At 73.4% G+C, this 20,617-nt stretch carries 19 protein-coding genes; 10 read left to right on the top strand and 9 right to left on the bottom strand.

The window, feature by feature from the left end:
- Positions 1–14: 14 nt before the first annotated feature.
- On the bottom strand, positions 15–635 hold the full coding sequence (locus tag ACIBPB_RS03560; protein WP_396838004.1) for a pyridoxamine 5'-phosphate oxidase family protein: 621 nt from the start codon (positions 633–635) through the stop codon (positions 15–17).
- 162 nt (positions 636–797) lie between these two features.
- On the opposite strand from ACIBPB_RS03560, the gene ACIBPB_RS03555 reads away from it, so the two are divergent.
- From ACIBPB_RS03555 to ACIBPB_RS03545, 3 genes are read left to right on the top strand one after another with little or no spacing between them, the layout of a single operon-like run.
- Positions 798–1,304, top strand: a complete 507-nt coding sequence (locus ACIBPB_RS03555; RefSeq protein WP_396838003.1) for a DUF2231 domain-containing protein — start codon at positions 798–800, stop codon at positions 1,302–1,304.
- Positions 1,301–1,840: an Hsp20/alpha crystallin family protein gene (locus ACIBPB_RS03550; protein WP_396838002.1), complete on the top strand. Its 540-nt coding sequence runs from the start codon at positions 1,301–1,303 to the stop codon at positions 1,838–1,840. Before ACIBPB_RS03555 ends, ACIBPB_RS03550 begins: the two co-directional genes overlap by 4 nt.
- Before the next feature lie 49 nt (positions 1,841–1,889).
- The gene (locus ACIBPB_RS03545) at positions 1,890–3,011 is read left to right on the top strand and encodes a glycosyltransferase family 9 protein (protein ID WP_396838176.1); all 1,122 of its coding nucleotides are present in this window, start codon (positions 1,890–1,892) and stop codon (positions 3,009–3,011) included.
- Here ACIBPB_RS03545 and ACIBPB_RS03540 read toward each other — a convergent pair.
- Both ACIBPB_RS03540 and rfaE2 read right to left on the bottom strand, forming a co-directional pair.
- Positions 2,992–3,858 (bottom strand): glycosyltransferase, encoded by an 867-nt coding sequence (locus ACIBPB_RS03540; protein WP_396838001.1) that lies wholly within the window; start codon positions 3,856–3,858, stop codon positions 2,992–2,994. The genes ACIBPB_RS03545 and ACIBPB_RS03540 overlap by 20 nt on opposite strands.
- On the bottom strand, positions 3,855–5,819 hold the full coding sequence (gene rfaE2, locus ACIBPB_RS03535) for a D-glycero-beta-D-manno-heptose 1-phosphate adenylyltransferase (RefSeq protein ID WP_396838000.1): 1,965 nt from the start codon (positions 5,817–5,819) through the stop codon (positions 3,855–3,857). The genes ACIBPB_RS03540 and rfaE2 overlap by 4 nt, the downstream gene beginning before the upstream one ends.
- Positions 5,820–5,947: 128 nt before the next feature.
- Between rfaE2 and ACIBPB_RS03530 the strand changes: the two genes are divergently transcribed.
- Positions 5,948–6,496, top strand: coding sequence for a type 1 glutamine amidotransferase domain-containing protein (locus ACIBPB_RS03530; protein WP_396837999.1), 549 nt, complete (start codon positions 5,948–5,950; stop codon positions 6,494–6,496).
- A gap of 51 nt (positions 6,497–6,547) precedes the next feature.
- Positions 6,548–8,221 carry a DHA2 family efflux MFS transporter permease subunit gene (locus ACIBPB_RS03525; protein WP_396837998.1) on the top strand — a complete coding sequence of 558 codons (1,674 nt, stop codon included), beginning with the start codon at positions 6,548–6,550 and terminating at the stop codon, positions 8,219–8,221.
- A 122-nt stretch (positions 8,222–8,343) separates the two neighbouring features.
- On the opposite strand, the gene ACIBPB_RS03520 is transcribed toward ACIBPB_RS03525, so the two are convergent.
- The gene (locus ACIBPB_RS03520) at positions 8,344–8,835 is read right to left on the bottom strand and encodes an NUDIX domain-containing protein (RefSeq protein ID WP_357309280.1); all 492 of its coding nucleotides are present in this window, start codon (positions 8,833–8,835) and stop codon (positions 8,344–8,346) included.
- Positions 8,836–8,919: 84 nt separating this feature from the next.
- On the opposite strand from ACIBPB_RS03520, the gene ACIBPB_RS03515 reads away from it, so the two are divergent.
- Positions 8,920–10,569 (top strand): fatty acid--CoA ligase, encoded by a 1,650-nt coding sequence (locus ACIBPB_RS03515; RefSeq protein WP_396837997.1) that lies wholly within the window; start codon positions 8,920–8,922, stop codon positions 10,567–10,569.
- A 186-nt stretch (positions 10,570–10,755) separates the two neighbouring features.
- On the opposite strand, the gene ACIBPB_RS03510 is transcribed toward ACIBPB_RS03515, so the two are convergent.
- Together ACIBPB_RS03510 and ACIBPB_RS03505 are read right to left on the bottom strand one after the other, a co-directional pair.
- A complete protein-coding gene (locus tag ACIBPB_RS03510; RefSeq protein WP_396837996.1) occupies positions 10,756–11,772 on the bottom strand; it encodes an NADPH:quinone reductase in 1,017 nt (338 codons plus the stop codon).
- A gap of 164 nt (positions 11,773–11,936) precedes the next feature.
- A complete protein-coding gene (locus ACIBPB_RS03505) occupies positions 11,937–12,590 on the bottom strand; it encodes an HAD family hydrolase (protein ID WP_396837995.1) in 654 nt (217 codons plus the stop codon).
- A 258-nt stretch (positions 12,591–12,848) separates the two neighbouring features.
- Here ACIBPB_RS03505 and ACIBPB_RS03500 point away from each other — a divergent pair, with 258 nt between their 5' ends.
- On the top strand, positions 12,849–15,047 hold the full coding sequence (locus ACIBPB_RS03500; RefSeq protein WP_396837994.1) for a hypothetical protein: 2,199 nt from the start codon (positions 12,849–12,851) through the stop codon (positions 15,045–15,047).
- Positions 15,048–15,126: 79 nt separating this feature from the next.
- Positions 15,127–15,531: a hypothetical protein gene (locus ACIBPB_RS03495; RefSeq protein WP_357309294.1), complete on the top strand. Its 405-nt coding sequence runs from the start codon at positions 15,127–15,129 to the stop codon at positions 15,529–15,531.
- A gap of 93 nt (positions 15,532–15,624) precedes the next feature.
- Here ACIBPB_RS03495 and ACIBPB_RS03490 read toward each other — a convergent pair whose 3' ends face one another.
- The 3 genes from ACIBPB_RS03490 to ACIBPB_RS03480 all read right to left on the bottom strand — a co-directional run bounded on the left by ACIBPB_RS03490 (position 15,625) and on the right by ACIBPB_RS03480 (position 18,566).
- The gene (locus tag ACIBPB_RS03490; RefSeq protein WP_396838175.1) at positions 15,625–16,482 is read right to left on the bottom strand and encodes a hypothetical protein; all 858 of its coding nucleotides are present in this window, start codon (positions 16,480–16,482) and stop codon (positions 15,625–15,627) included.
- A gap of 138 nt (positions 16,483–16,620) precedes the next feature.
- Positions 16,621–17,283: an FKBP-type peptidyl-prolyl cis-trans isomerase gene (locus tag ACIBPB_RS03485; protein WP_396837993.1), complete on the bottom strand. Its 663-nt coding sequence runs from the start codon at positions 17,281–17,283 to the stop codon at positions 16,621–16,623.
- 254 nt (positions 17,284–17,537) lie between these two features.
- Positions 17,538–18,566, bottom strand: coding sequence for a Ku protein (locus tag ACIBPB_RS03480; RefSeq protein WP_396837992.1), 1,029 nt, complete (start codon positions 18,564–18,566; stop codon positions 17,538–17,540).
- Between the two features lie 85 nt (positions 18,567–18,651).
- On the opposite strand from ACIBPB_RS03480, the gene ligD (ACIBPB_RS03475) reads away from it, so the two are divergent.
- Together ligD (ACIBPB_RS03475) and ligD (ACIBPB_RS03470) are read left to right on the top strand one after the other, a co-directional pair.
- Positions 18,652–19,590, top strand: a complete 939-nt coding sequence (gene ligD / locus ACIBPB_RS03475; protein ID WP_396837991.1) for a non-homologous end-joining DNA ligase — start codon at positions 18,652–18,654, stop codon at positions 19,588–19,590.
- Positions 19,580–20,497: a non-homologous end-joining DNA ligase gene (gene ligD / locus ACIBPB_RS03470; RefSeq protein WP_396837990.1), complete on the top strand. Its 918-nt coding sequence runs from the start codon at positions 19,580–19,582 to the stop codon at positions 20,495–20,497. Before ligD (ACIBPB_RS03475) ends, ligD (ACIBPB_RS03470) begins: the two co-directional genes overlap by 11 nt.
- The last annotated feature ends 120 nt before the right edge of the window (positions 20,498–20,617 follow it).

The following is a 20,617-nucleotide window of genomic DNA, read 5'->3' as shown; positions in this document are numbered from 1 at the left end:
GGCGACCCGGCCGATCAGGCGTAGAGGGTCTTCAGGTATTCCGGCCCGTAGTGGCTCTCCAGGCTCTCCAGGCTCGCCGTGGGCGCCTCGAGTTCCTTGACCAGGCGGGCCCGGGACGGCAGTACGTCCGGCCGCCACGTCTCCGGCCGCCACAGCTCGGAGCGGAGGAACGCCTTCGCGCAGTGGTAGAAGATCTGCTCGATCGTCACCTCGACGGCCAGCACCGGACGGTGCCCCTGCACCATCAGGTCGTCGAACCACGGCGCGTCCCGCAGCAGCCGGGCCCGGCCGTTGATCCGCAGGGTGTCGGTGCGCCCCGGGATCAGGTAGATCAGCCCGACGTGCGGGTTGGCCAGGATGTTGCGGTAGCCGTCGGCCCGCCGGTTGCCGGGCCGCTCGGGGATCGCGATGGTCGTCTCGTCCAGCACCAGGGTGAAGCCGGGCGGGTCGCCCTTCGGCGAGACGTCACAGCTGCCGTCGGCGCCGGCCGTCGCCACCAGGCAGAACGGCGAGGCGGCCAACCATTCCCGGTCCCGGGCGTGCAGCGCCGTCCGTTCCTTGGTCAGCGCCCGGGGCATCGGCGCCCCCAGCACCTCGCGCAACTCCTCCGGGCTACTGATCTGCTGTGTCGGCACGCCTGCCTCCCCCGTCGGTCGACCGTGACGGCGATTCCGGCCCGCGCGCGGCCGGTTTCCGTCATCGTCAGCCTAGGGGCGCGCGCCGGACCAGGTTTGCCCCCGGTCGGCCCGGGTACGGGCTAAGCCGCAGCGCGCCCGGACCGATCGATGGAGGCGGAGATGGAGAGCCGGCTGAAGGTGCTCGGGCACCCCGTGCACCCGATGCTGGTCATGTTCCCGGTGGCGCTCCTGGTCACCGCGGTGATCTTCGACGTGGTGGACACCGTCGGCGGGCCGGACTTCCTCGGCGAGGTCGCGTACTGGAACATCGCGGTCGGCCTGATCGGCGGCCTGCTGGCCGCGGCGGCCGGCGCGGTCGACCTGCTGGCCCTGCCGACCGGCACCCGCGCGAAGCGGGTCGGGCTCACCCACGCCGCCGCCAACCTCGCGGTGATCCTGCTCTTCGCCGCGGTCTGGGTGGTCCGGCTCAACGCCGACTCCCGGGCCGCCGGCGGCGCCCTGATCGCCATCGAGGTGGTCGCCGTGGCGATCCTCGGGGTCAGCGCGTGGCTCGGCGGTGAGCTGGTCGACCGGCTCGGCGTCGGGGTGGACCCGGAGCACGACCTGAACGCCCCGAGCTCGCTGCGACCCCCCACGGCGAACCAGCGGATCGGAGAGGCGCGATGACGGAACAGAGTGGCGGTCGAGGCTGGCGGGGGCGCCAGCAGGGCTGGGACCCGATGGGCGAGCTCCAGTCGCTGCGCGCGGAGCTGAGCCGGCTGGTCGGTGGCCGTACCGGCGGCAGTACCGACGTGGAACTGACCGAGACCGCCGACGGCTGGGCCGTGGTGGTCCGGCTGCCGGGCGTGGCGCCCGAGGAGGTCGCCGTCGAGCTGGACGACCGGGAGCTGTGCGTACGGGCCCGCTCGGAGGCCGAGGTCAACGCCGATCACGGCATCCCCGGCGGCTTCGAGACGCGCGGCTTCGAGTACCGGGTGGACCTGCCGTCCCGGGTGGACCCCGACCGGATCGACGCGGTGATGGACCACGGCCTGCTCCGGGTGCACCTGCCCCGGGCCGCCCGGCCCGCGCCGCGCACCATCACCGTCGGCCGGTCCGGTCCCCGCGCCGCCACCGGGGACGGCCGGCGGCTGGCCGATCCGGCCGCGGACCGGGAGCTGCACCACCCGGACACCACGGTCGACGAGATCGACCGGCCGTAGGGGTCGCGTGGGCACCCCGGGCGACAACCCCAGCGCGCCGCGCCGCGACCTGCCGCCGTCGCCGGTGCTCGGCCCGGTCGGGGAGCGGGTGCCCGACGTCGAACGGATCGCCGTGCTGCGGGCCAACGCGCTCGGCGACTTCATCTTCATCCTGCCCGCGCTGGAGGCGCTGCGGGCCGCGTACCCGGCGGCGGAGCTGGTGCTGCTCGGCGCGCCCTGGCACGCGACGCTCTGGCGCGACCGCCCCGGCCCGGTGGACCGGGTGCTGGTGGTGCCGCCGGCGCCCGGCATCCGGGAACCGGCGCCGGGCGAGGAACCGGCGGCCATGGCGGACTTCCTGGCCGCGGCGCGGACGGAACGGTTCGACCTGGCGCTGCAGGTGCACGGCGGCGGCGCCAACTCGAACCCGGTGGTGGCCGGGCTGGGGGCCCGGGTCACCGCCGGCCTGCGCGCCGCCGACGCGCCGCCGCTGGACCGCTGGCTGCGTTACGTCTACTACCAGCACGAGGTGATCCGGGCGCTGGAGGTGGTGGCCCTGGTCGGGGCGCCCGCCACCACCATCACCCCGGCCCTGGCGGTCACCGACGCCGACCGGGCCGAGGCCGGCCGGGTGCTCGGCGCGCCCGCCCGGCCCCGGGTGGCGCTGCACCCCGGGGCGACCGACAACCGCCGCCGCTGGCCGCCGGACCGGTTCGGCGCGGTGGCCCGGGCGCTGGCCGGCGACGGGTACGAGGTGCTGGTCACCGGCACCCCGGCCGAGCAGGAGACGGTCGACGCGGTGGTCGCCGCGTCCGGCGTGCCGGTCAGCCCGCAGGTCGGCACGCTCAGCCTCGGCGGGCTGGCCGCCTGCTACCAGGGCTGCGCGCTGGTGATCTCCAACGACACCGGGCCGCTGCACCTGGCCGCGGCCGTCGGCGCCGCGACCGTCGGGGTCTACTGGGTCGGCAACCTGATCAACGGGGCCACCCCGCTGCGCGGCCGGCACCGGCCGATCGCCTCGTGGACCACCCACTGCCCGGTCTGCGGCGTCGACTGCACCCCGGGGATCTACCCGCACCGCCCCGGCGACGGCGAGTGCCCGCACCGCGACTCGTTCGTCGCCGACGTACCGGTGATCGAGGTGGTGGAGGCCGCCCGCGAGCTGCTCGCGGTCAGGCCGGCTGGTCGGTGAGGACCACCTCCCACGCCTCCACCTCCCGTTCGGTCACCGTGGTCGGCGACTCCAGGTGGTACGCCCCGCTGGGCAGCACGCCGGCGCCGCCGTAGCGCGCCATCACCGCGAGCTGGGCGGCCACGTCCTCGCCCTGGTGCCGCTCGTGCACCCGGCGCCAGAACTCGAAGCCGCCCGCGTCGACCAGCCTGGCCCGGTCGTAGAGCACGCACCCGCCGATCCAGGAGATCTTGTACGCCCGCCAGGCGCCCGGCGGCAGCCGCAGCTTCTCGGTGACGTGCAGCAGGTTCGCGGCCGGGTGGATGGCGGCCCGCTGCCACTGCGGGGTGCCGGGGCGGATCCGTTCCGGCACGGGCCGGCCCGGCCACTCCTCGTAGTGCCCGTGGGTCTCCGGCCGGACGTCGTCGGCGTACGACAGGCCGTGCACCGCGTTGCCGACGAACCCGCAGCCCAGCTCCTGGATCGCGGTGACTAGCCGGGACAGCGTGCCGGGTTCCAGCCAGACGTCGTCGTCGAGGCAGAGCACGTACTCGGCGACCGACCGGCTCAACAGGTAGGCGCGGTGTTCGGCCAGGCCGCGCCGGGGCAGCCGGCGGGTCAGCAGCACCGGGTGATCCCGGTGGCGCAGCGCCCGCACCATGGTGGCCGCGGCCGGGTGGGCGTACGCCGGGTCCTCGTCGGACTGGTCGCTTACCACCACGCCGAAGCCGGGTACGCCCTCCTGGGCGGCCAGCCCGGAGAGGGTGACCGCCAGCTCGGCCGGGCGGTTGCGGGTGGGGATCAGCACGTCGAGCTGCCGGGGGTGGCGGAACCCTGCCGGGTCGCCGAGGTCGAGCGGTCGGTTCACGCCGACCTGCCTTCGCCCACCGCGGGCCGGCCCCCGCCGCCGGGCCCGCTGGCCTCGTGGTGGGTGGCCTCGCGGCGGGTCGTCTCGGCGCCGGCCGGGATGGGCGACTGGGCCCGGATCCGGTCGATGATCGCCGAGGTGGAGCGGTCCGGCACGTACCCGAGGGTGCGGACCTGCCCGCCGAGCCGGCGGACCAGGGGTGCCTCGGGAACCATCTCGGGCGGGTAGTCGCCGCCCTTGACGTAGACGTCCGGGCGGACCGCCTCGATCAGCCCGGCCGGGGAGTCCTCCTCGAAGACCACCACGTGGTCGACGCACTCGAGCGCGGCGAGCAGCGCGGCCCGGTCCTCCACCGGGTTGACCGGCCGGTCCGGCCCCTTCAGCCGCCGTACGCTGCCGTCGGAGTTGACCGCCACGACCAGCAGGTCGCCGAGCGCGCGGGCCTGGGTGAGGTAGCGGACGTGCCCCGGGTGCAGCACGTCGAAGCAGCCGTTGGTGAACACGATCGAGCGGCCGGCCCGCCGGTGCTCGGTGACGATCGCGCCCAGCTCGGCGGCGCCCACCAGGGTCGGATGGTCGCCCTGCTCCGGGCCGGTGCCGAGCGCGTCCAGCAGGTCCTCCCGCCGGCACACGCAGGTCCCGGTGTCGGAGACGGTGATGGTGGCGGCGAGCTGGGCGAGCTGGGCGGCGGTCGGCAAGCTCGCCTCCGCCGCCAGCGCCAGGGTCATCGCGGCCAGGTACGCGTCCCCGGCGCCCACCGCGTGGCTGGCCGGGACCGGGGTGCTGTGGCTGCGCCGGGGCTCGCCGTCGGCCCCGCCGACCACCGCGCCCTCGGTGTCCAGGGTCACCGCCACCACGTCCGCGCCGGTGTGCGCGCGCAGCTCGTCGAGGCGCGACTGGGCCAGCACCGCCCGGTCCACGCCCTCGCCGGCCTCGGCGTTGACCGTCACGCCGGTGCCGGTCACGCTCAGCCCGTCGCCGGTGAGCGCCACCCGCTCCTCGCCGGGCGTCGGCTCGCCGGTCGGTCCGGCGGTGGCCGGCGCGGGGCCGGCGGTCGGGTGCGGGGCGCCGGCCGGCCGGTGCCCGGCGGGAGCGGCGCCCATCGCCAGGCGGCTGCCGTCGCGCAGCGGGTCCGGGGCCGGCGCGGGCTCACCGGCGCCGCCGGGGGCCGCGCCGACGACCAGCTCGGAGGGGCCGTCGGCCGGGTCGTCCTGGTGGTCCAGGTGCAGGCCGTCCACCCGCCTCGGCGGGTGCCCGGCGCCGTTGAACCCGGCCGCGGCCCGGGCCAGCAGCCGGGTGGCCTCGGCGAAGCTCGGCGTCACCACGGTGGGGTTCAGGCCGCGCCAGTCGGCGAGGTCGTGCGCGTCGAGGGCGACCGTGGCGTAGCGGTCGCGGTTGGCGACCAGCCAGGCGCGGACCCCGCCGGGCAGCGCGCCCAGGCCGTAGTCGCAGACCACCAGGGTGAGCGGCTGACCGTGCGCGGCGGCGTGCAACTCCTCGGTGGCGCAGTGCAGCGCGGTCAGCAGCCGGGCCACCCCGTCGTCGTCGAGCGCGTCGTCCGGGTCGCCAGAGTCCTCGCGGAGCAGGATCTGGTTGCCGGCCAGCATCCGCCGCTTGACCGGGGTCGGCCGGCCCGGCTGGTTGACCGTACGGTCCCAGACGCCGGCCCGGTCGAGGCAGTCGTGCAGTTCGTCGCCGGCCACGTCGGCGCCGACCGGGGCCACCAGGGCGGCCCGCCCGCCGAGCGCGGCGACGTTGACCGCGGTGTTCGCCGCGCCGCCGGCCGCGGAGATGCGTCGGCGCAGGGTGAGGACGGGGGCGGGCGCCTCCCGGCAGAGCCGGTCGGACTCCGCGAACCGCCACTCGTCCAGCATGGCGTCGCCGACCACCAGCACGGGGCGGCCCAGCCAGCTCTCCACGACGGTGGCGAGCCGGCGCTCTTCCGCTGCTGCTCCTGCCATGCCCCTTCGGGTCCCCCGAGCCGGTCCGGCCAAACCTGCCCGGCTGAGGGGCGGGCCACGCCGGGGTCCGGTTTCGCCGCGCCGGCCTCGGGAACGGGTCAAGAACACCCCGGAGAGGAGAAAACACCATGGCAGCGACACTGCAGGGCAAGCGGATCGCCTTCCTGGCCGCCGACGGCGTCGAGGAGGTCGAGTACACCAAGCCCCGGGAGGCGGTGGAGAGCGCCGGCGCCCGGGTCGAGCTGGTCTCGATCGAGCCGGGCGAGATCCAGGCCTTCAACCACCTGGACCACGGCGGGAAGTACCCGGTCGACGTGACGACGAAGGAGGCGGACGCCGGGGCGTACGACGCGCTGGTGCTGCCGGGCGGCGTGGCCAACCCGGACTTCCTGCGGACGGACCCGGAGGCGGTCCGGTTCGTGAAGTCGTTCTTCGCCGCCGGCAAGCCGGTCGGGGTGATCTGCCACGGCCCGTGGACGCTGGTCGAGGCGGACGTGGTGCGGGGCCGCCGGATCACCTCCTGGCCGAGCCTGCGTACCGACCTCACCAACGCCGGGGCCAGCTGGGTCGACGAGCCGGTGGTCACCGACAACGGGCTGGTCAGCAGCCGCAAGCCGGACGATCTGCCGGCGTTCTGCGCCAAGATCGTCGAGGAGTTCGCCGAGGGGAAGCACTGACTTCTTCTCCCACCGGGGGCATGATCCGCCCCCGGTGGGAAAGGAAGCGGGATGACAGCCCAGGCCGCTCGTCCCGTGCTGCCCGCCCGCCAGATCCGCCTGCTGATGTTCGGCCTGATGACCGGCATGCTGCTGGCGGCACTGGACCAGACCATCGTCGGAACCGCGCTGCCCACCATCGTCGGCGAGTTGGGCGGGATCAACCACTACTCGTGGGTGGTCACCGCGTACCTGCTCGCCTCCACCGCCTCGACGCCGCTGTACGGCAAGATGGCCGACCTGTACGGGCGCCGCCCGGTCTTCCTCTTCTCCATCGGCACGTTCCTGCTCGGCTCGCTGCTGGCCGGCCTGTCGCAGAACATGACCCAGCTGATCGTCACCCGGGGTGTGCAGGGCCTCGGCGCGGGTGGCCTGCTGACCCTGGCGTTCACCATCATCTCGGACGTGGTCTCCCCCCGGGAGCGCGGCCGCTACCAGGGGTTGTTCGGGGCCGTCTTCGGCATCTCCTCGGTGGCCGGCCCGCTGGTCGGTGGCTACTTCGCGGAGACCAACTGGCGGTGGATCTTCTACATCAACGTGCCGCTGGGGATCCTCGCGATCGTGGTCTGCTACCACGTGATGCGGCTGGTGCCGTTCCAGCGCCGGGAGCACGCCATCGACTGGCTCGGCGCGGGGCTGCTGGTGGCCGCGGTGAGCTGCCTGCTGCTCGCGCTGAGCTGGGGCGGCAACGAGTACGCCTGGGGCTCCGGGGTGATCGTGGGGCTGCTGGTGGCCGGCGCGGTGCTGGCGGTGCTCTTCGTGCTCCAGGAGGCCCGGGTGGCGGAGCCGATCCTGTCGCTGCGGCTGTTCCGCAACCGCACCTTCTCGCTGGCCAACCTGGCCGGGTTCGTGCTCGGTCTGGTGATGTTCGGGTCGATCATCTTCATCCCGCTCTACCTCCAGCTCGTCAAGGGCGCCTCGCCGACCCGCAGCGGTCTGCTGATGCTGCCGATGATGGCCGGCATCATCGTCACCTCGATCATCACCGGCCGGGCGATGAGCCGGATCGGGCGGTACAAGTGGTTCCCGGTGGCCGGCTCGGCCGTGCTGGTCGTCGGCATGCTGCTGTTCCGGCAGCTCCAGGTGGCCACCTCGCTCTGGGTCGCGTTCGGCTTCATGGTGGTGATCGGCGTCGGGCTGGGGCTGTGCATGCAGTCGCTGATCCTGGCCGTGCAGAACGCGGTGGACCCGCGGGACCTGGGCGCCGGCACCTCCTCGGCGACCTTCTTCCGCTCGCTGGGCGGCTCGTTCGGGGTGGCCATCCTCGGCGCGGTGCTGTCGTCCCAGCTCACCCGCCACCTCGGCGAACGGCTGCCGGCCGCCATCGCGCAGCTGCCGCCCGACCAGCGGGCGGCCGTGGCGGCCAACGGCGGCACCGACATCTCGATCAACGACCCGGCGACGGTGCTGGCCCTGCCCGGTCCGGTGCGGGCCGCCATCCAGGGCGCCTTCGTCGACTCGCTGCACCCGGTCTTCCTCACCACCGGGCTGATCGCCATCCTGGCCGTGCTGGTGACCCTGCTGATGCCGAACGCCCAGCTGCGCGGCACCGGGCCGCAGGGCGCCACCGGCGGGGCGGATCCGCTCGGCGGCAAGGCCGCCGCGCCGGGCGGCAAGCCGCTGGCGAAGGAGTCGAAGGAGGAGGCCGCCGCCGAGATGGAGGCGAAGTCCCAGACGCTGCTCTGACCGGGCCGGTCAGCCGCGCCGGCCGGGCCCGGTCGGACCGGGCCGGCGCGGGGCCTGGCGGCCCGCCGGGGTCACGGTCACGTCGCGGCGACGCTGCGGCGGGCGGCCCGCCGGGGTCGCCGTCACTTGAGGATCAGCCGGTTGGTCTGCTCGAACACGTCCAGGTCGGCCAGGGTCTCGTGGACGCTGGCGGAGAGCGGGGTGGGCAGCTCTTCGGGGTGGAAGAAGCCGGCGTCGGTGGTCTCGTCGGTCATCCGGAGCAGCTCACCGTCCCACTCCTCGACCCGGAACGCGGTGGTGAAGATCTGGTAGGTGTGGCCGTACATGTTGGTGTGGGTGCGGTCGGGGCCGGTGTAGAGGGCGAAGGCGCTGACCCGCAGGGCGCGCAGCCCGGTCTCCTCGCGTACCTCCCGGACGGCGCAGTCGGCGATCGACTCGCCCAGCTCCATGGCCCCGGCCGGCAGCGCCCACTGGCCGTTGTCGGAGCGCTGGATCAGCAGCACCCGGGCGGCGTTGTCGCGGACCACGGCCCGGGCGCCGACGAACATCAGGGTGCGGTCACCGGCGAGGGCGCGGAGCTGCCCGACGTACGAGTCGGCCCACGAGATGCTCACCCGGACAATCTACGCACCCTGCCGGGGCACGTCGGCCGTTCCGGGGGTTCCGTACGTGTGACCGGCGACACTACGTTGTTACCCATGCGTAGCACGATGATGGACGCCCCCCTCCAGGTCGCCCGGATCCTCGAACACGGCGCCACCGTGCACGGCACGGCCGAGGTCGTGACCTGGACCGGCGCCGAACCCCGCCGGATGTCGTACGCCGAGGTCGGCCGCACCGCCGCCCGGCTGGCCCACGCGCTGCGCGACGAGTGCGGGGTGACCGGCGACGAGCGGGTCGCCACCTTCATGTGGAACAACAACGAGCACCTGGTGGCGTACTTCGCCGTGCCGAGCATGGGCGCGGTGCTGCACACCTTGAACATCCGGCTCTTCCCGGACCAGGTCGCGTACATCGCCAACCACGCCGAGGACCGGGTGGTGCTGGTCGACAGCACGCTGATCCCGCTGCTGGCCCGGGTGATCGGGGAGATGGCCACGGTGCGGCACGTCGTGGTGGTCGGCGGCGGCGACCCCGCCCCGCTGCTGGCCGCGGCCGGCGACCGGCTCACCGTGCACCACTGGGACGCGCTGCTGGACGGCCGGCCGGAGGTCTACGACTGGCCCGAGGTGGACGAGCGGGACGCCGCCGCGCTCTGCTACACCTCCGGGACCACCGGCAACCCCAAGGGGGTGGCCTACTCGCACCGTTCCATCTACCTGCACTCGCTCCAGGTCTGCATGCCGGAGGGCTTCGGCCTCGGCCCGGAGGACCGCGAACTGGCCATCGTGCCGATGTTCCACGCGATGTCCTGGGGCCTGCCGTACGCGGCGTTCCTCTCCGGGGCGTCGCTGATCATGCCGGACCGGTTCCTCCAGGCCGAGCCGATCGCCGCGATGATCGCCGCCGAGCGGCCCACCCTGGCCGGCGCGGTGCCGACCATCTGGACCGACCTGCTGGCCTACCTGGACAGCCACGAGGTCGACACCTCCGCCCTGCGGGAGGTCATCGTCGGCGGCTCGGCCTGCCCGCCGGCGCTGATGCACGCCTTCCACGACCGGCACCGGATCGAGGTCATCCACGCCTGGGGCATGACCGAGATGTCGCCGCTCGGCTCGGTCTCCCGGCCGCCGGCCGGCGCGACCGGCGAGACGGCCTGGCGCTACCGCTACACCCAGGGCCGGGTGCCCGCCGGGGTCGCCGCCCGGATCGTCGGCCCGCTCGGGGAGCCGCTGCCCGCCGACGGGACCTCCGTCGGCGAGCTGGAGGTCCGTGGGCCGTGGGTGACCGCCCGGTACGTCGGGGACGAGGCCCCGGACGAGGAGAAGTTCCGGGACGGCTGGCTGCGTACCGGGGACGTCGGCACCCTGTCGCCGGACGGCTACATCACGCTGACCGACCGGGCCAAGGACGTGATCAAGTCGGGCGGGGAGTGGATCTCCTCGGTGGAGCTGGAGAACGCCCTGATGGGTCACCCGGCGGTGCTGGAGGCCTGCGTGGTGGGCGTGCCCGACGAGCGCTGGGACGAGCGGCCGCTGGCCACCGTGGTGATCCGGGAGGGCGCCTCGGTCACCGCCGAGGAGCTGCGCGACTTCCTGTCGACGTCGGTGGCGCGCTGGCAGTTGCCGGAGCGCTGGGCGTTCATCGACGCGGTCCCGAAGACCAGCGTCGGCAAGTTCGACAAGAAGGTGGTCCGGTCCCGGTACGCCGAAGGCGGCCTGGAGGTACGCGAACTGACCGCGCCGTAACACATTCCGGCGTACCGTCGCCAACACGGGTAGGGGCATCGGTCTTTCACGACATCCCTCCCCAGAGGGCGGCCCCGGCGTTCGCACCGCGCCGGGGCCGCCCGTCCCTTTGTGCGGGGCGACCCGCACCGTCATTCTCGCGAAACTTGTTCGCCTCTGTCCCGATGATGGCGAAATCTGCTCGGGTCAGCCTGCCTCGCTGGTCGTGATCAGCACCTTGCCGACCACCGAGTTCTCCACCGCCTCGTGCGCCGCCCGGGCCGCCGCCAGCGGGTGGTGGTGCAGCGGCAGGCCGGCCTCCTCGCCCACCCGGATGGCGCCCTGCGCCACCGCCGCCGCGATGTCCGACACCGCCTGCGCCTTCGCCGCCTTCGGCGCCGTGTAGATCAGCACGAACTGCCAGCGGGCGTTCGGCATCATCAGCGGCCGGATCGGCAGCGTCACCTCCGTGCCGCCGTCATCGGCGTACACGCAGACCGCGCCGCCGGTGCGCAGGAGTTGCACGTCGGCGGCGGCGTTGCGGGCCGCGGAGACCTCGACGATCGTGTGCACCCCGTCGGGGGCGATCTTGCGGACCTCCTCGACCACGTCCTGCTCCCGGTAGTTGATCACGAAGCTGGCCCCGGCCGCCGCGGCGAGCTGCGCCTTCTCCGGGCTGCTGACCGTGGCGATCACGCAGGCGTCGGCCCAGCGGGCGAGCTGGATCGCCGCGTTGCCCACCGCACCCGCCCCGCCCTGCACCAGCACCACATGGTCGCTGAGCGCGCCGGCGTGCAGCTTCTCCGGCATGAACTCGCCGGCGGTCAGGCACCGGTGCGCGGTCATGAACGGGATGCCCAGGGCCGCCCCGAGGTCGAACGGGGCCGAGCCGAGCCGTACCGCGTGCCGGACCGGGACCACGGTGTATTCGGCGGCCGTGCCCCAGGGCCGCTGCCAGGCCGCCTCCCAGAGCCACACCCGCTCGCCGATCAGGATCTGGTCGACCCCCTCGCCGACCGCCTCGACCACCCCGGCGCCGTCCTGCCCGGGAATCTGCCAGCCCTGCGGCAGCGGCCACGCCCGGCGGGCCTTCCAGTCGGTCGGGTTCACCCCGGCCACCGCCATCCGCACCAGCACCTCGCCGGGGCCCGGCTCCGGGATCGGCCGCTCGACCACCGCCAGCACCGAGGCGTCCCCGTTGCGTTCGTACACGACCGCCTTCATCGCCGTCCCCTCCCCGTCGCCACGTCGCCACCGGCTGCGCTACCCGGACGCTGCCTGATCATTCCGGTCCGGCGCGCCCCCGAAACCGTACAACCAGGCACACCCGGGCAGGAGGATGGCATGCCGGACGTACCACCGCGTGGACCGGAGGTGCGGCAGGTCGCTCAGCCGAGCCCGGCCACCAGCTCGGGGGTGAGCGCGCCGATCGCGGGCAGCAGCACCGCGGCGAGGGCCGCCGCGTCCGGGTCCAGCGGGTACGACCCGTGTGGCACCGCCACCACCCGCATCCCGGCGGCGGCCGCCGAGCGCACCCCGTTGGAGGAGTCCTCGATCGCCACGCAGCGGGCCGGGTCCACGCCCAGCCGGGCCGCCACGGCCAGCCAGACGTCCGGCGCCGGCTTGCCCCGGGCCGTCTCCTCGGTGGACAGCGTGGCGCCGAAGGTGTCGGCCAGGCCCATCGCGTCCAGCGCCGCCGCGATCAGCCGGGTGGGGGAGGAGCTGGCCAGCCCGAGCGGCCAGCGCGCGGCCATCCGGCGCACCACCGCGTCGGCGTCGTCGATCAGCGGTACGCGCCGCGCGTACCGGCGGGTCATCTCGGCCACCACCTCGGTGGCGACCTGCTCGGCGCCGCGGTCCACGCCCAGCTCGCCGCTGAGGTAGGCGGCCCACTCGGCGGTGCTCATCCCCATCAGCCGGCGCTGGGTGTCCGGCTGCCAGGTGCCACCGTGCGCGGCCACGTACGCCCGCCGGACCTCCTCCCAGACCGGCTCGGAGTCCACCAGCACGCCGTCCAGGTCGAAGAGCACCGCGTCCACCACGTACCCATCCTGCCGGACCAACCGGTCGGGTGTCCGCCGCTCAGGGCGGCCGGGTGGGTGTGCCGGTGGCGCAACCGCGCGGGCGGCGACGCCCGTCCAGATCGCGGGACGCGTCCGATGTGGTGGCGGCTCCGCGCGTAACGGGGCGGCGAGCGCTCACCCGCGCGGGCTAGTCTGCGCAGGATCTCATCCAATCGATACATGGGAGTATGTATGAGATTCCATGGACGACTACGACGAAGAGGCCTGGCTGCGGCGGTGGCGACCGCCGTCGTGGCGCAGCTGGCGCTCTTCGGCAGTTCGGCGTCGGCGGGGGAGACGCCGCTCTGGCAGACGGAGGTCGGGAAGATCCCGACCGCGAAGTACACCCGCGACGCGAAGCTCTACATCACCGAGTCCGCCGAGGCGTTGGCCCCGTACGTGACCGGTGGGCTGGGTGACAGCCGGCTCGCCCCGGTGCTGGCCGACGTGCAGAGCCGGTACTTCGACGGCGCGCGGCTCAAGAGCGCCGCCGACGGCGAGGTCGCCTTCGACAACCTGGAACCCCTGGAGTCGTTCCTCAAGAGCCGGTTGACCGGGGCCAGCCCGCCGAACGGTGAGGCGGAGCAGGCGCACGTCCGGGCGCTGGTGGAGACCCTCTCCGGCGCTCGGTTGCTGGCCGACGCGGCGATCCAGGACGCCGAGGCGACCATCGGCCCGTTCCGGGCCAACCCACCACCCGCGCCCGCCCCGGCGGGGCTGACCGAGGCGTTCGCGGATCTGGCGGCGGCCAAGGGCAACCTGGCCAAGGCCGACGAGATGCTGGTCAAGGCCAACGTCGAGCCGGCGACGATCCAGGCCGGCCGGGCCTGGGCGAGCGGCTTCAACGTGCTGACCCGGCTGGGCATCAGCTACGACGGCGACCACGACTCCGACGGCGTGATCGACGTGGTCGAGCTGCGCTTCGGCTCCAGCCCGCTGCTGGTCGACTCCGACGGCGACCGGCTGACCGACAAGTTCGAGATCACCGAGTTGGCGGGTTGGACCCGGCCGAACCAGGTCGACACCGACGGTGACTCGGTCACCGACGGCGACGAGGACGTCGACCACGACGGCCTCAGCAACCTCCAGGAACAGGACCTGGGCACCTCGCCCACCAATCCGGACACCGACGGTGACGGGGTCAACGACGGCACCGAGGTCGCCAAGGGCAGCAACCCACTGGTCCCCGACCAGCCCCGCGCCCCGCCGGCGCCCGGCGACGTGCCGCCGATCGTGCCGGTGCCGAACGAGGCCGACACCGACGGTGACGGGCTGATCGACGTCGCCGAGGAGGAAGCCCTCACCGACGTCAACAATGTGGACAGCGACGGCGACGGCCTGTCCGACGGCACGGAGATCAACGACCTGGGTATCGACCCCCTGGTTCAGGACACCGACGGCGACGGCCTGCGCGACGACTACGAGGTGGCGCACAAGGACGACCAGGGCCTCGACCCGGGCCGGCCGGACGAGCAGGTCAGCAAGTGGACGTACGTGTCCGACTTCCTGCTCGGCATGTTCGCCGGCGACTTCGCCCCGCGCGACTCGATCGCCTGGCTCTCCGGGAACCTGTGCTCCGGCGCGCTGAGCTTCATCCCGGTCGTCGGTTGGATCGTCGGCGGCCTCGCCGACATCCGCGACACCATCGCCGGGCTGATCCACGGCGACTGGATCGGTGCGGGGCTGAGCATCCTCGGCGTCGTCCCCTACGTCGGGGACGCCGTGGCGATTCCGGGGAAGGCCCTGCGGTTCGTCCTCAAGTTCGCGCACCGACTCGAACAGGTCGTCCTGCTCGTCGCCACGTACGAGAGCATTCCGGACAGCATCAAGGAAGCCGCGCTCGAACAGATCCTCGGCGACGACTGGACCGCGCTTCAGGACGCCGGTGTCCCGAGCGCCGGATTCAGCACTCTCTCGGTGCGGGCCGGCATGCTGCGCCTCGCCAAGGGCGAGCGGACGAGTTTCGCCCGGCTGCGGGCCGCCTACCAGAATGCGCTGCATGTCGCGGGTCCGCGGGTCCGCTACATGTACGGCTGGCGGGACGGGGAGGACTTCGTCGCGAACACCCTGCTGACCGGCACCCGACACCGCAACCTGAAGGTGTTGACGCCTCAGTATCCGACGCCGAGATCCGTTTCCCGGAAGCCGGACGTCGCCGTTGAGGATCCGCCGGGCGAACTGACCCTGCACGAGGTGAAGACCGGCGTCCCGAACTACGGCAGCGAATTGGCCGAATGCGAGAAGGACGCCTGGATGCTCAAGCAGGCGTCGGTCGACGTGGTGGACGCGAACAAGCAGACCAGCAAGTACAAGGTTCGCGGGGTCCATTGGCATTTCCTGCCGCATAACGCGTACGACAGCCTGGGCCCGACCCAGGAAGTGCTCGACTGCTTGATCCGGAATAACATCCCCTATACCATCCACTTCCCCGAATAAGCGCTTGAGGAGGTGATCGGGTTGGGTCGACCGGCTGGTCGACCCAACCCGGCCTTTTATGGGTGACCAACTTGTCGTCATGCGATTCGATGAAGCCGGCGAGCCGGGGGCCGACCTGCCGGTCGACGTCGTCCTCGGCAGATTGCGGGAAGTGTTCGGCGACGACCCCGAGCTGGATCTGCCGATCGAGGACGGCGACGTTGTCGAGCTTGAATTCAGCGGAGCGCGAGCCAGCATTGACGGTTATGTCTATGCCGGCGCGCAGGGTGTACAACGGGTGGTCGTCGAGATCGCCGACAGATCCTGGGGCGAGCCGGTACACGAATTCCGGCAGGAGATCACGCCCGCGCTGGACGCGTTGGTCGCGCTCGCCCGCGACACGGGTGCGCGGTTTTTCGACTCGGTCGATCCCCGCTCGTCCAACCTGACCACGGAGCAGGCGCTCGAGCTGGTCGCGCCGGCCAATCCACCCGGGGCTGGCTGACCGCGACCCGGATGGTCCGTTGGCGCGACGCCGAGGCCCGTGCCAACGGACCATCCGGACCTCGGCCAGATCAGGAACGGCCCAGCCGCTGGCTCAGCGGGTCGGGGCCGACGCGTCCCGGGCGCTGCCGCGCTGTGCCGGCAGCCCGATCGGGGCCTTCGCCGGGATGATCGTGCGGCACCGGGTGGCGATCGGGTCGAGCAGCTCGCGCAGCCGAGCCGTACGCTCCGCGCCCAGCGCCCGCCACGGGCCGAGCGCGGCCCGGTCGGTGGCCTCCTCGACCGCCCGGAACGTCGCGGTGCCGTGCTCGGTGGCGGTCCGCTCGGGGGTCAGCCACCCCTTCGCCACCAGCCGCTCCTCGGCGGCCGTCCACTCCTCGTCGGTCCAGCCCCGGGCGGCCTGGTGGAACTCGCGGGACTGGTCGACCCGGCACCGCCAGGCCACCACCTCGACCGGGTCCAGGCCGGTGGTGACCAGCGCCCCCACGTGCCCGTCGCCGCGATGCTCGCGCAGCGTGGTGGCGGCCTGCCAGAGCCGGGCCAGCGGATATTCCCCTTGCGGCAGGGCGGCGTTGACCGCGCCGAGCACCCGGCCGGCGACCTCCACCCGGCCGGCGGCCTCCTCCAGCAGGTCGGCCGCCTCGACCAGGTGCGCCTCGGGCAGCTCGTAGGTGAACTCGGCGAGCGCCTGCACCGCCCCGGTGAGCCGGGCGCGCAGCGCCTCCTGCGGGGTGGCCAGCCGCCACACCGAGGGCAGCGCCCGGGCCACCATCGCCGGGGCGAAGCTGAAGAAGGCGGCGACCACCGTCGGCGCCCCGACCGGCCCCAGTGGGGCGGCCCGGCCGGCGAAGTAGCCCCGCCAGTAGCCGCGGAGCCCGACCGCCTCGTAGGCGGCCCGGGCCCGGGGGTGGAAGTAGGTCACCGCGTGGACCGGCTCGAAGCAGGTCCACATCACCCGGGCCGTTCCCGGGTCGTCCAGCGCCGCCACGTGCACCTCCGCGTCGGTGGGCAGGTCGCCGCGGGCGGTGGACCGCCCGCGGTGACCTTGAACCTACTGCCGCTGGGTGACCGGACGGAAGCCTGCTGTGACCTAATGCGCGGCGAGCACGTCAACGACGAAGCGCAGCGCCCCGGCCGGGTAGCCGGCCGGCGGCTTGGTGCCGTACGCCAGGTCGGCCGGGAGGTCCAGCTGCACCCGGCTGCCGACCGGCACCCCGACCAGGCCCTGGTCCCAGCCCTTGATGACCTGCCCGACGCCGATCGGGAAGGTGGCCGGCTGGCCGTTGTTCCAGGAGGCGTCGAACTCCTTGCCGTCCTTGTAGGTGACGCCCACGTAGTTGGTGGTGATCGTCTGGCCGGACTTGACGGCCGGGCCCTTGCCCTTGATCAGCGTGGTCACGGCGAGCTTCTTCACCTCGCCCGTGCCGGCCTCGACCTTCGGCCGGGTGCCCAGCGCCGGGTCGGCGCCCTCGGGCAGCGCCGGGGCGGCCGCGGTCGGCTCGACCACCGCGCTCGGCGACGTGCTGGCGCCCGCGTCGGCCTTCTTGTCGTCGTCGCCGCTGTTCAGCCAGACGATGCCGCCGATCAGCGCGGCCACCGCGAGGACACCGGCGAAGGCGCCGAGCATCGACTGCCGGCGGCGCCGCTTCTCGGCGGCCTGCTTCGCCGCCAGCTGGGCGGCCAGCCGCCGCTCCGCCTTGGTGCCCGGGCCCTGGCCCTGGCCCGCCGACCGGTTCTCCACGCGCTCGCTCACGTCGACTCCCTGCTGGGTGGGGTGGGTGCGCCCCCGGCGGGCCGCCGCCGAGGCCAGCGCACACGGTACCCGTCCCGACGCCCCCTGTGCTCTCGCCGCCGGGGCCGGATCGGACAACCGGCCGGTCGAGGGCGGTTTCCGGGAGCGGTTACGCCGCCACCAGCTGGACGCGGCCCGGCTCGACGCCGGGCCCCGCCAGGCCCGGCTCGACGTCAGGGGCCCCCGCCGGGCCCGCCCGGGTCGACGCCGGGCGGTCAGGCCGACTTGCGCGGCGCGGCCTTCTTCTCCGCCGCCTTCTTGGCCGGGGCCTTCTTGGCGGCCGTCTTCTTGGCCGGCTCGGCCTTCTTCTCGGCGGCCTTCTTGGCCGGGGCCTTCCTGGCCGGGGCCTTCTTGGCGGCGGCCTTCTTCTCGGCGGCCTTCTTGGCCGGGGCCTTCGCCGCCTTCTGCGCCGAGCGGGCCGACGAGATCGGGGTGGGCTCGGCCCCGCCACCCGAGGGCGCCTCGCCCCGGGCCGCCCGGGCCCGCTCCACGGACGCCTTCAGCGCGGCCATCAGGTCCACCGCGGCGGCCGGCGCGGCCTCTTCCTCCTCCGGCTGGACCACCTCGCGGCCCTCGATCTTGGCGTCGATGACCTCCTGCAACGCGGCCCGGTAGTCGTCGGTGAAGGCGTCCGGCTCGAACTCGCCGGCCATCGAGTCGATCAGCGAGCTGGCCATCGCCAGCTCGGGCGGGCGGACCTTCAGGTCCTCGTCCAGGAAGCCGAAGTCGGGCTGGCGGATCTCGTCCGGCCAGAGCATCGTGTTGAGCAGCAGCACGCCCTCGCGTACCCGCAGGGTGGCGAGCTGTTCCCGCTGGCGCAGTGCCACCTTGACGATCGCCACCCGCTCCGAGTCGGCGAGCGCGTCGCGCAGCAGCACGTACGGCTTGGTGGCCGAGCCCTCCGGCTCCAGGAAGTACGCCTTGTTGTAGAGGATCGGGTCGACCTGCTCGGCGGGGACGAACTCCAGCACGTCGATCGCGTGCGAGGTGGTCAGCGGCAGGTCGGCGAAGTCCTCGTCGGTGAGGATGACCATCTCGCCGCCGCCGATGTCGTACCCCTTGGCGATGTCGTCGTAGGTCACCTCCTCGCCGCAGACCGAGCAGGTGCGCTTGTACCGGATGCGGCCGCCGTCCTCGCGGTGCACCTGGTGGAAGCGGATGTCCTTCTCCTCGGTGGCCGAGTAGACCTTCACCCCGATCGACACCAGGCCGAACGACACCGCTCCTTTCCAGATCGCCCGCATCACGCGCTCCTCTCCCCGGTTCTGACCAGGATCGCAAACGATCGAACGTCCCGCACGCGCTTCCGGGTGCAACTAGAGTCGAATGGTGCCCGGCGCGCCGATGAAGCCGATGCTCGCGATGACCGGGCAGCTCCCGGCCGGTGCCGGCTGGGCGTACGAGTTCAAGTGGGACGGGATCCGGGCGCTCGCCGACATCGTGGGCGGCCGCCAGCACCTGTACGCCCGCTCGGGCGTCGACATCACGGTCGCGTACCCGGAGCTGATCCCCCTGGCCGAGCAGGTCGACGACGCCCTGCTCGACGGCGAGGTGGTGCTCTTCACCGACGGCCAGCCGTCGTTCACCGCGCTGGCCGAGCGGATGCACGTGCGCAACGCGGTCAAGGCGGCCCGGCTGGCGGCGACCGTGCCCGTCACGTACATGATCTTCGACCTGCTCCGGTTGCGCGGCGAGGACCTGACCGGCCGCCCCTACCGGGAGCGGCGGGCGGCGCTGGAGTCGCTCGGGCTCGGCGCGGCCCGGTGGGCGGTGCCGCCCAGCTTCGGCGACGGCGCGGCCACCTACGCGGCGGCCGGCGAGCACGGTCTGGAAGGGGTGATGGCCAAGCGGGCCGACTCGGTCTACCGGCCGGGGGTGCGCTCGCCGGACTGGGTGAAGGTCAAGCTGGAGGTGACCGGCGACTTCGTGGTCGGCGGCTGGCGGCCCGGCGCCCGCAGGATCGGCGGCCTGCTGGTGGGGGTGCCCGGGCCGGACGGGCGGCTCATCTACCGGGGCCGGGTCGGCGGCGGGATCGGCGCGGCGCTGGAACGGGAACTGCTGCGCGAGTTGGAACCGCTGCGCGACGCGGCGTCGCCGTTCGCCGGGGACGTGCCGCGCGAGGATGCCCGGGGCGCGATCTGGGTAGCACCACGGGTGGTGGTGGAGGTGAAGTACGGCCAGCGCACCCCCGACGGGCGGTTGCGCTTCCCGCGGATCCTGCGCCTGCGTCCGGACAAGCCCGCCGAGGAGGTCGACGATGCCGGGTGACCGACTGAAGGTGGACGTCGAGGGGCGTGCCCTGGAGCTGTCCAACCTGGACAAGGTCCTCTACCCGAAGGCCGGCTTCACCAAGGGCGAGGTGATCGACTACTACACCCGGATCGCCCCGGTGCTGCTGCCGCACCTGCGGGACCGGGCGTTGACCCGGATCCGCTTCCCGAACGGCGTCGACGGCGGCTCGTTCTTCGAGAAGAACGCCCCGGCGGCCACCCCCGACTGGGTACGCACCGAGAACCTGCCCGCCCCCGGGTCGAGCAAGGGGCGGGAGACCATCGACTACGTGGTCGCCGACGACCTGCCCACCCTGGTCTGGCTGGCCAACCTCGCCGCCCTGGAGCTGCACACGCCACAGTGGAAGATCGGCGAGCAGCCGGACCTGATGGTGGTCGACCTGGATCCGGGGGCCCCGGCGGCGTTGAAGCAGTGCTGCCAGGTGGCGCTGCTGATGCGGGACCGGCTCACCGAGGACGGCATCGAGGCGTACCCGAAGACCTCCGGGAAGAAGGGCATGCAGCTCTCCTGCCCGATCGCCGGCAGCCAGTCCGCCGACGAGGTGTCCGGGTACGCCCGGCGGATCGCCCAGGAGTTGGAGCGGGCGCACCCCAAGCTGATCGTGTCGAAGATGGCGAAGAACCTGCGCCCCGGCAAGGTCTTCATCGACTGGAGCCAGAACAACGCGGCGAAGACCACCGTGGCGCCGTACTCGCTGCGGGCGCAGGCGGCGCCGTCGGTGTCCACCCCGTTGACCTGGGACGAGGTCGAGGCAGGCGCGCGCGGGGGGAGGCCGGCCGTCCGCCAGTTCACCTCCGCCGAGGTCCTGGACCGGGTCGAGGAGTACGGCGACCTGCTCGCCCCGCTGCTGGACGGCGGCCCCGAACTTCCCGCCGGCCGCTGACCGGTGGACGGTCGTCGCTGACTCCGCGCTCGGCGGGCGGGGTCAAACAGCGCCCCGCGATCCGCTTCCGTTACATCGGCATCCACCCTGTTCGCCGGGTCTTCTGTCGGTGCCGTCGAC

Origin of the sequence: Micromonospora sp. NPDC049836 (genome assembly GCF_044465125.1) — a bacterium.
Classification (GTDB): domain Bacteria; phylum Actinomycetota; class Actinomycetes; order Mycobacteriales; family Micromonosporaceae; genus Micromonospora.
Note: the sequence above shows the minus strand (reverse complement) of the source record. Positions and strands in the feature narration are given on the sequence as shown.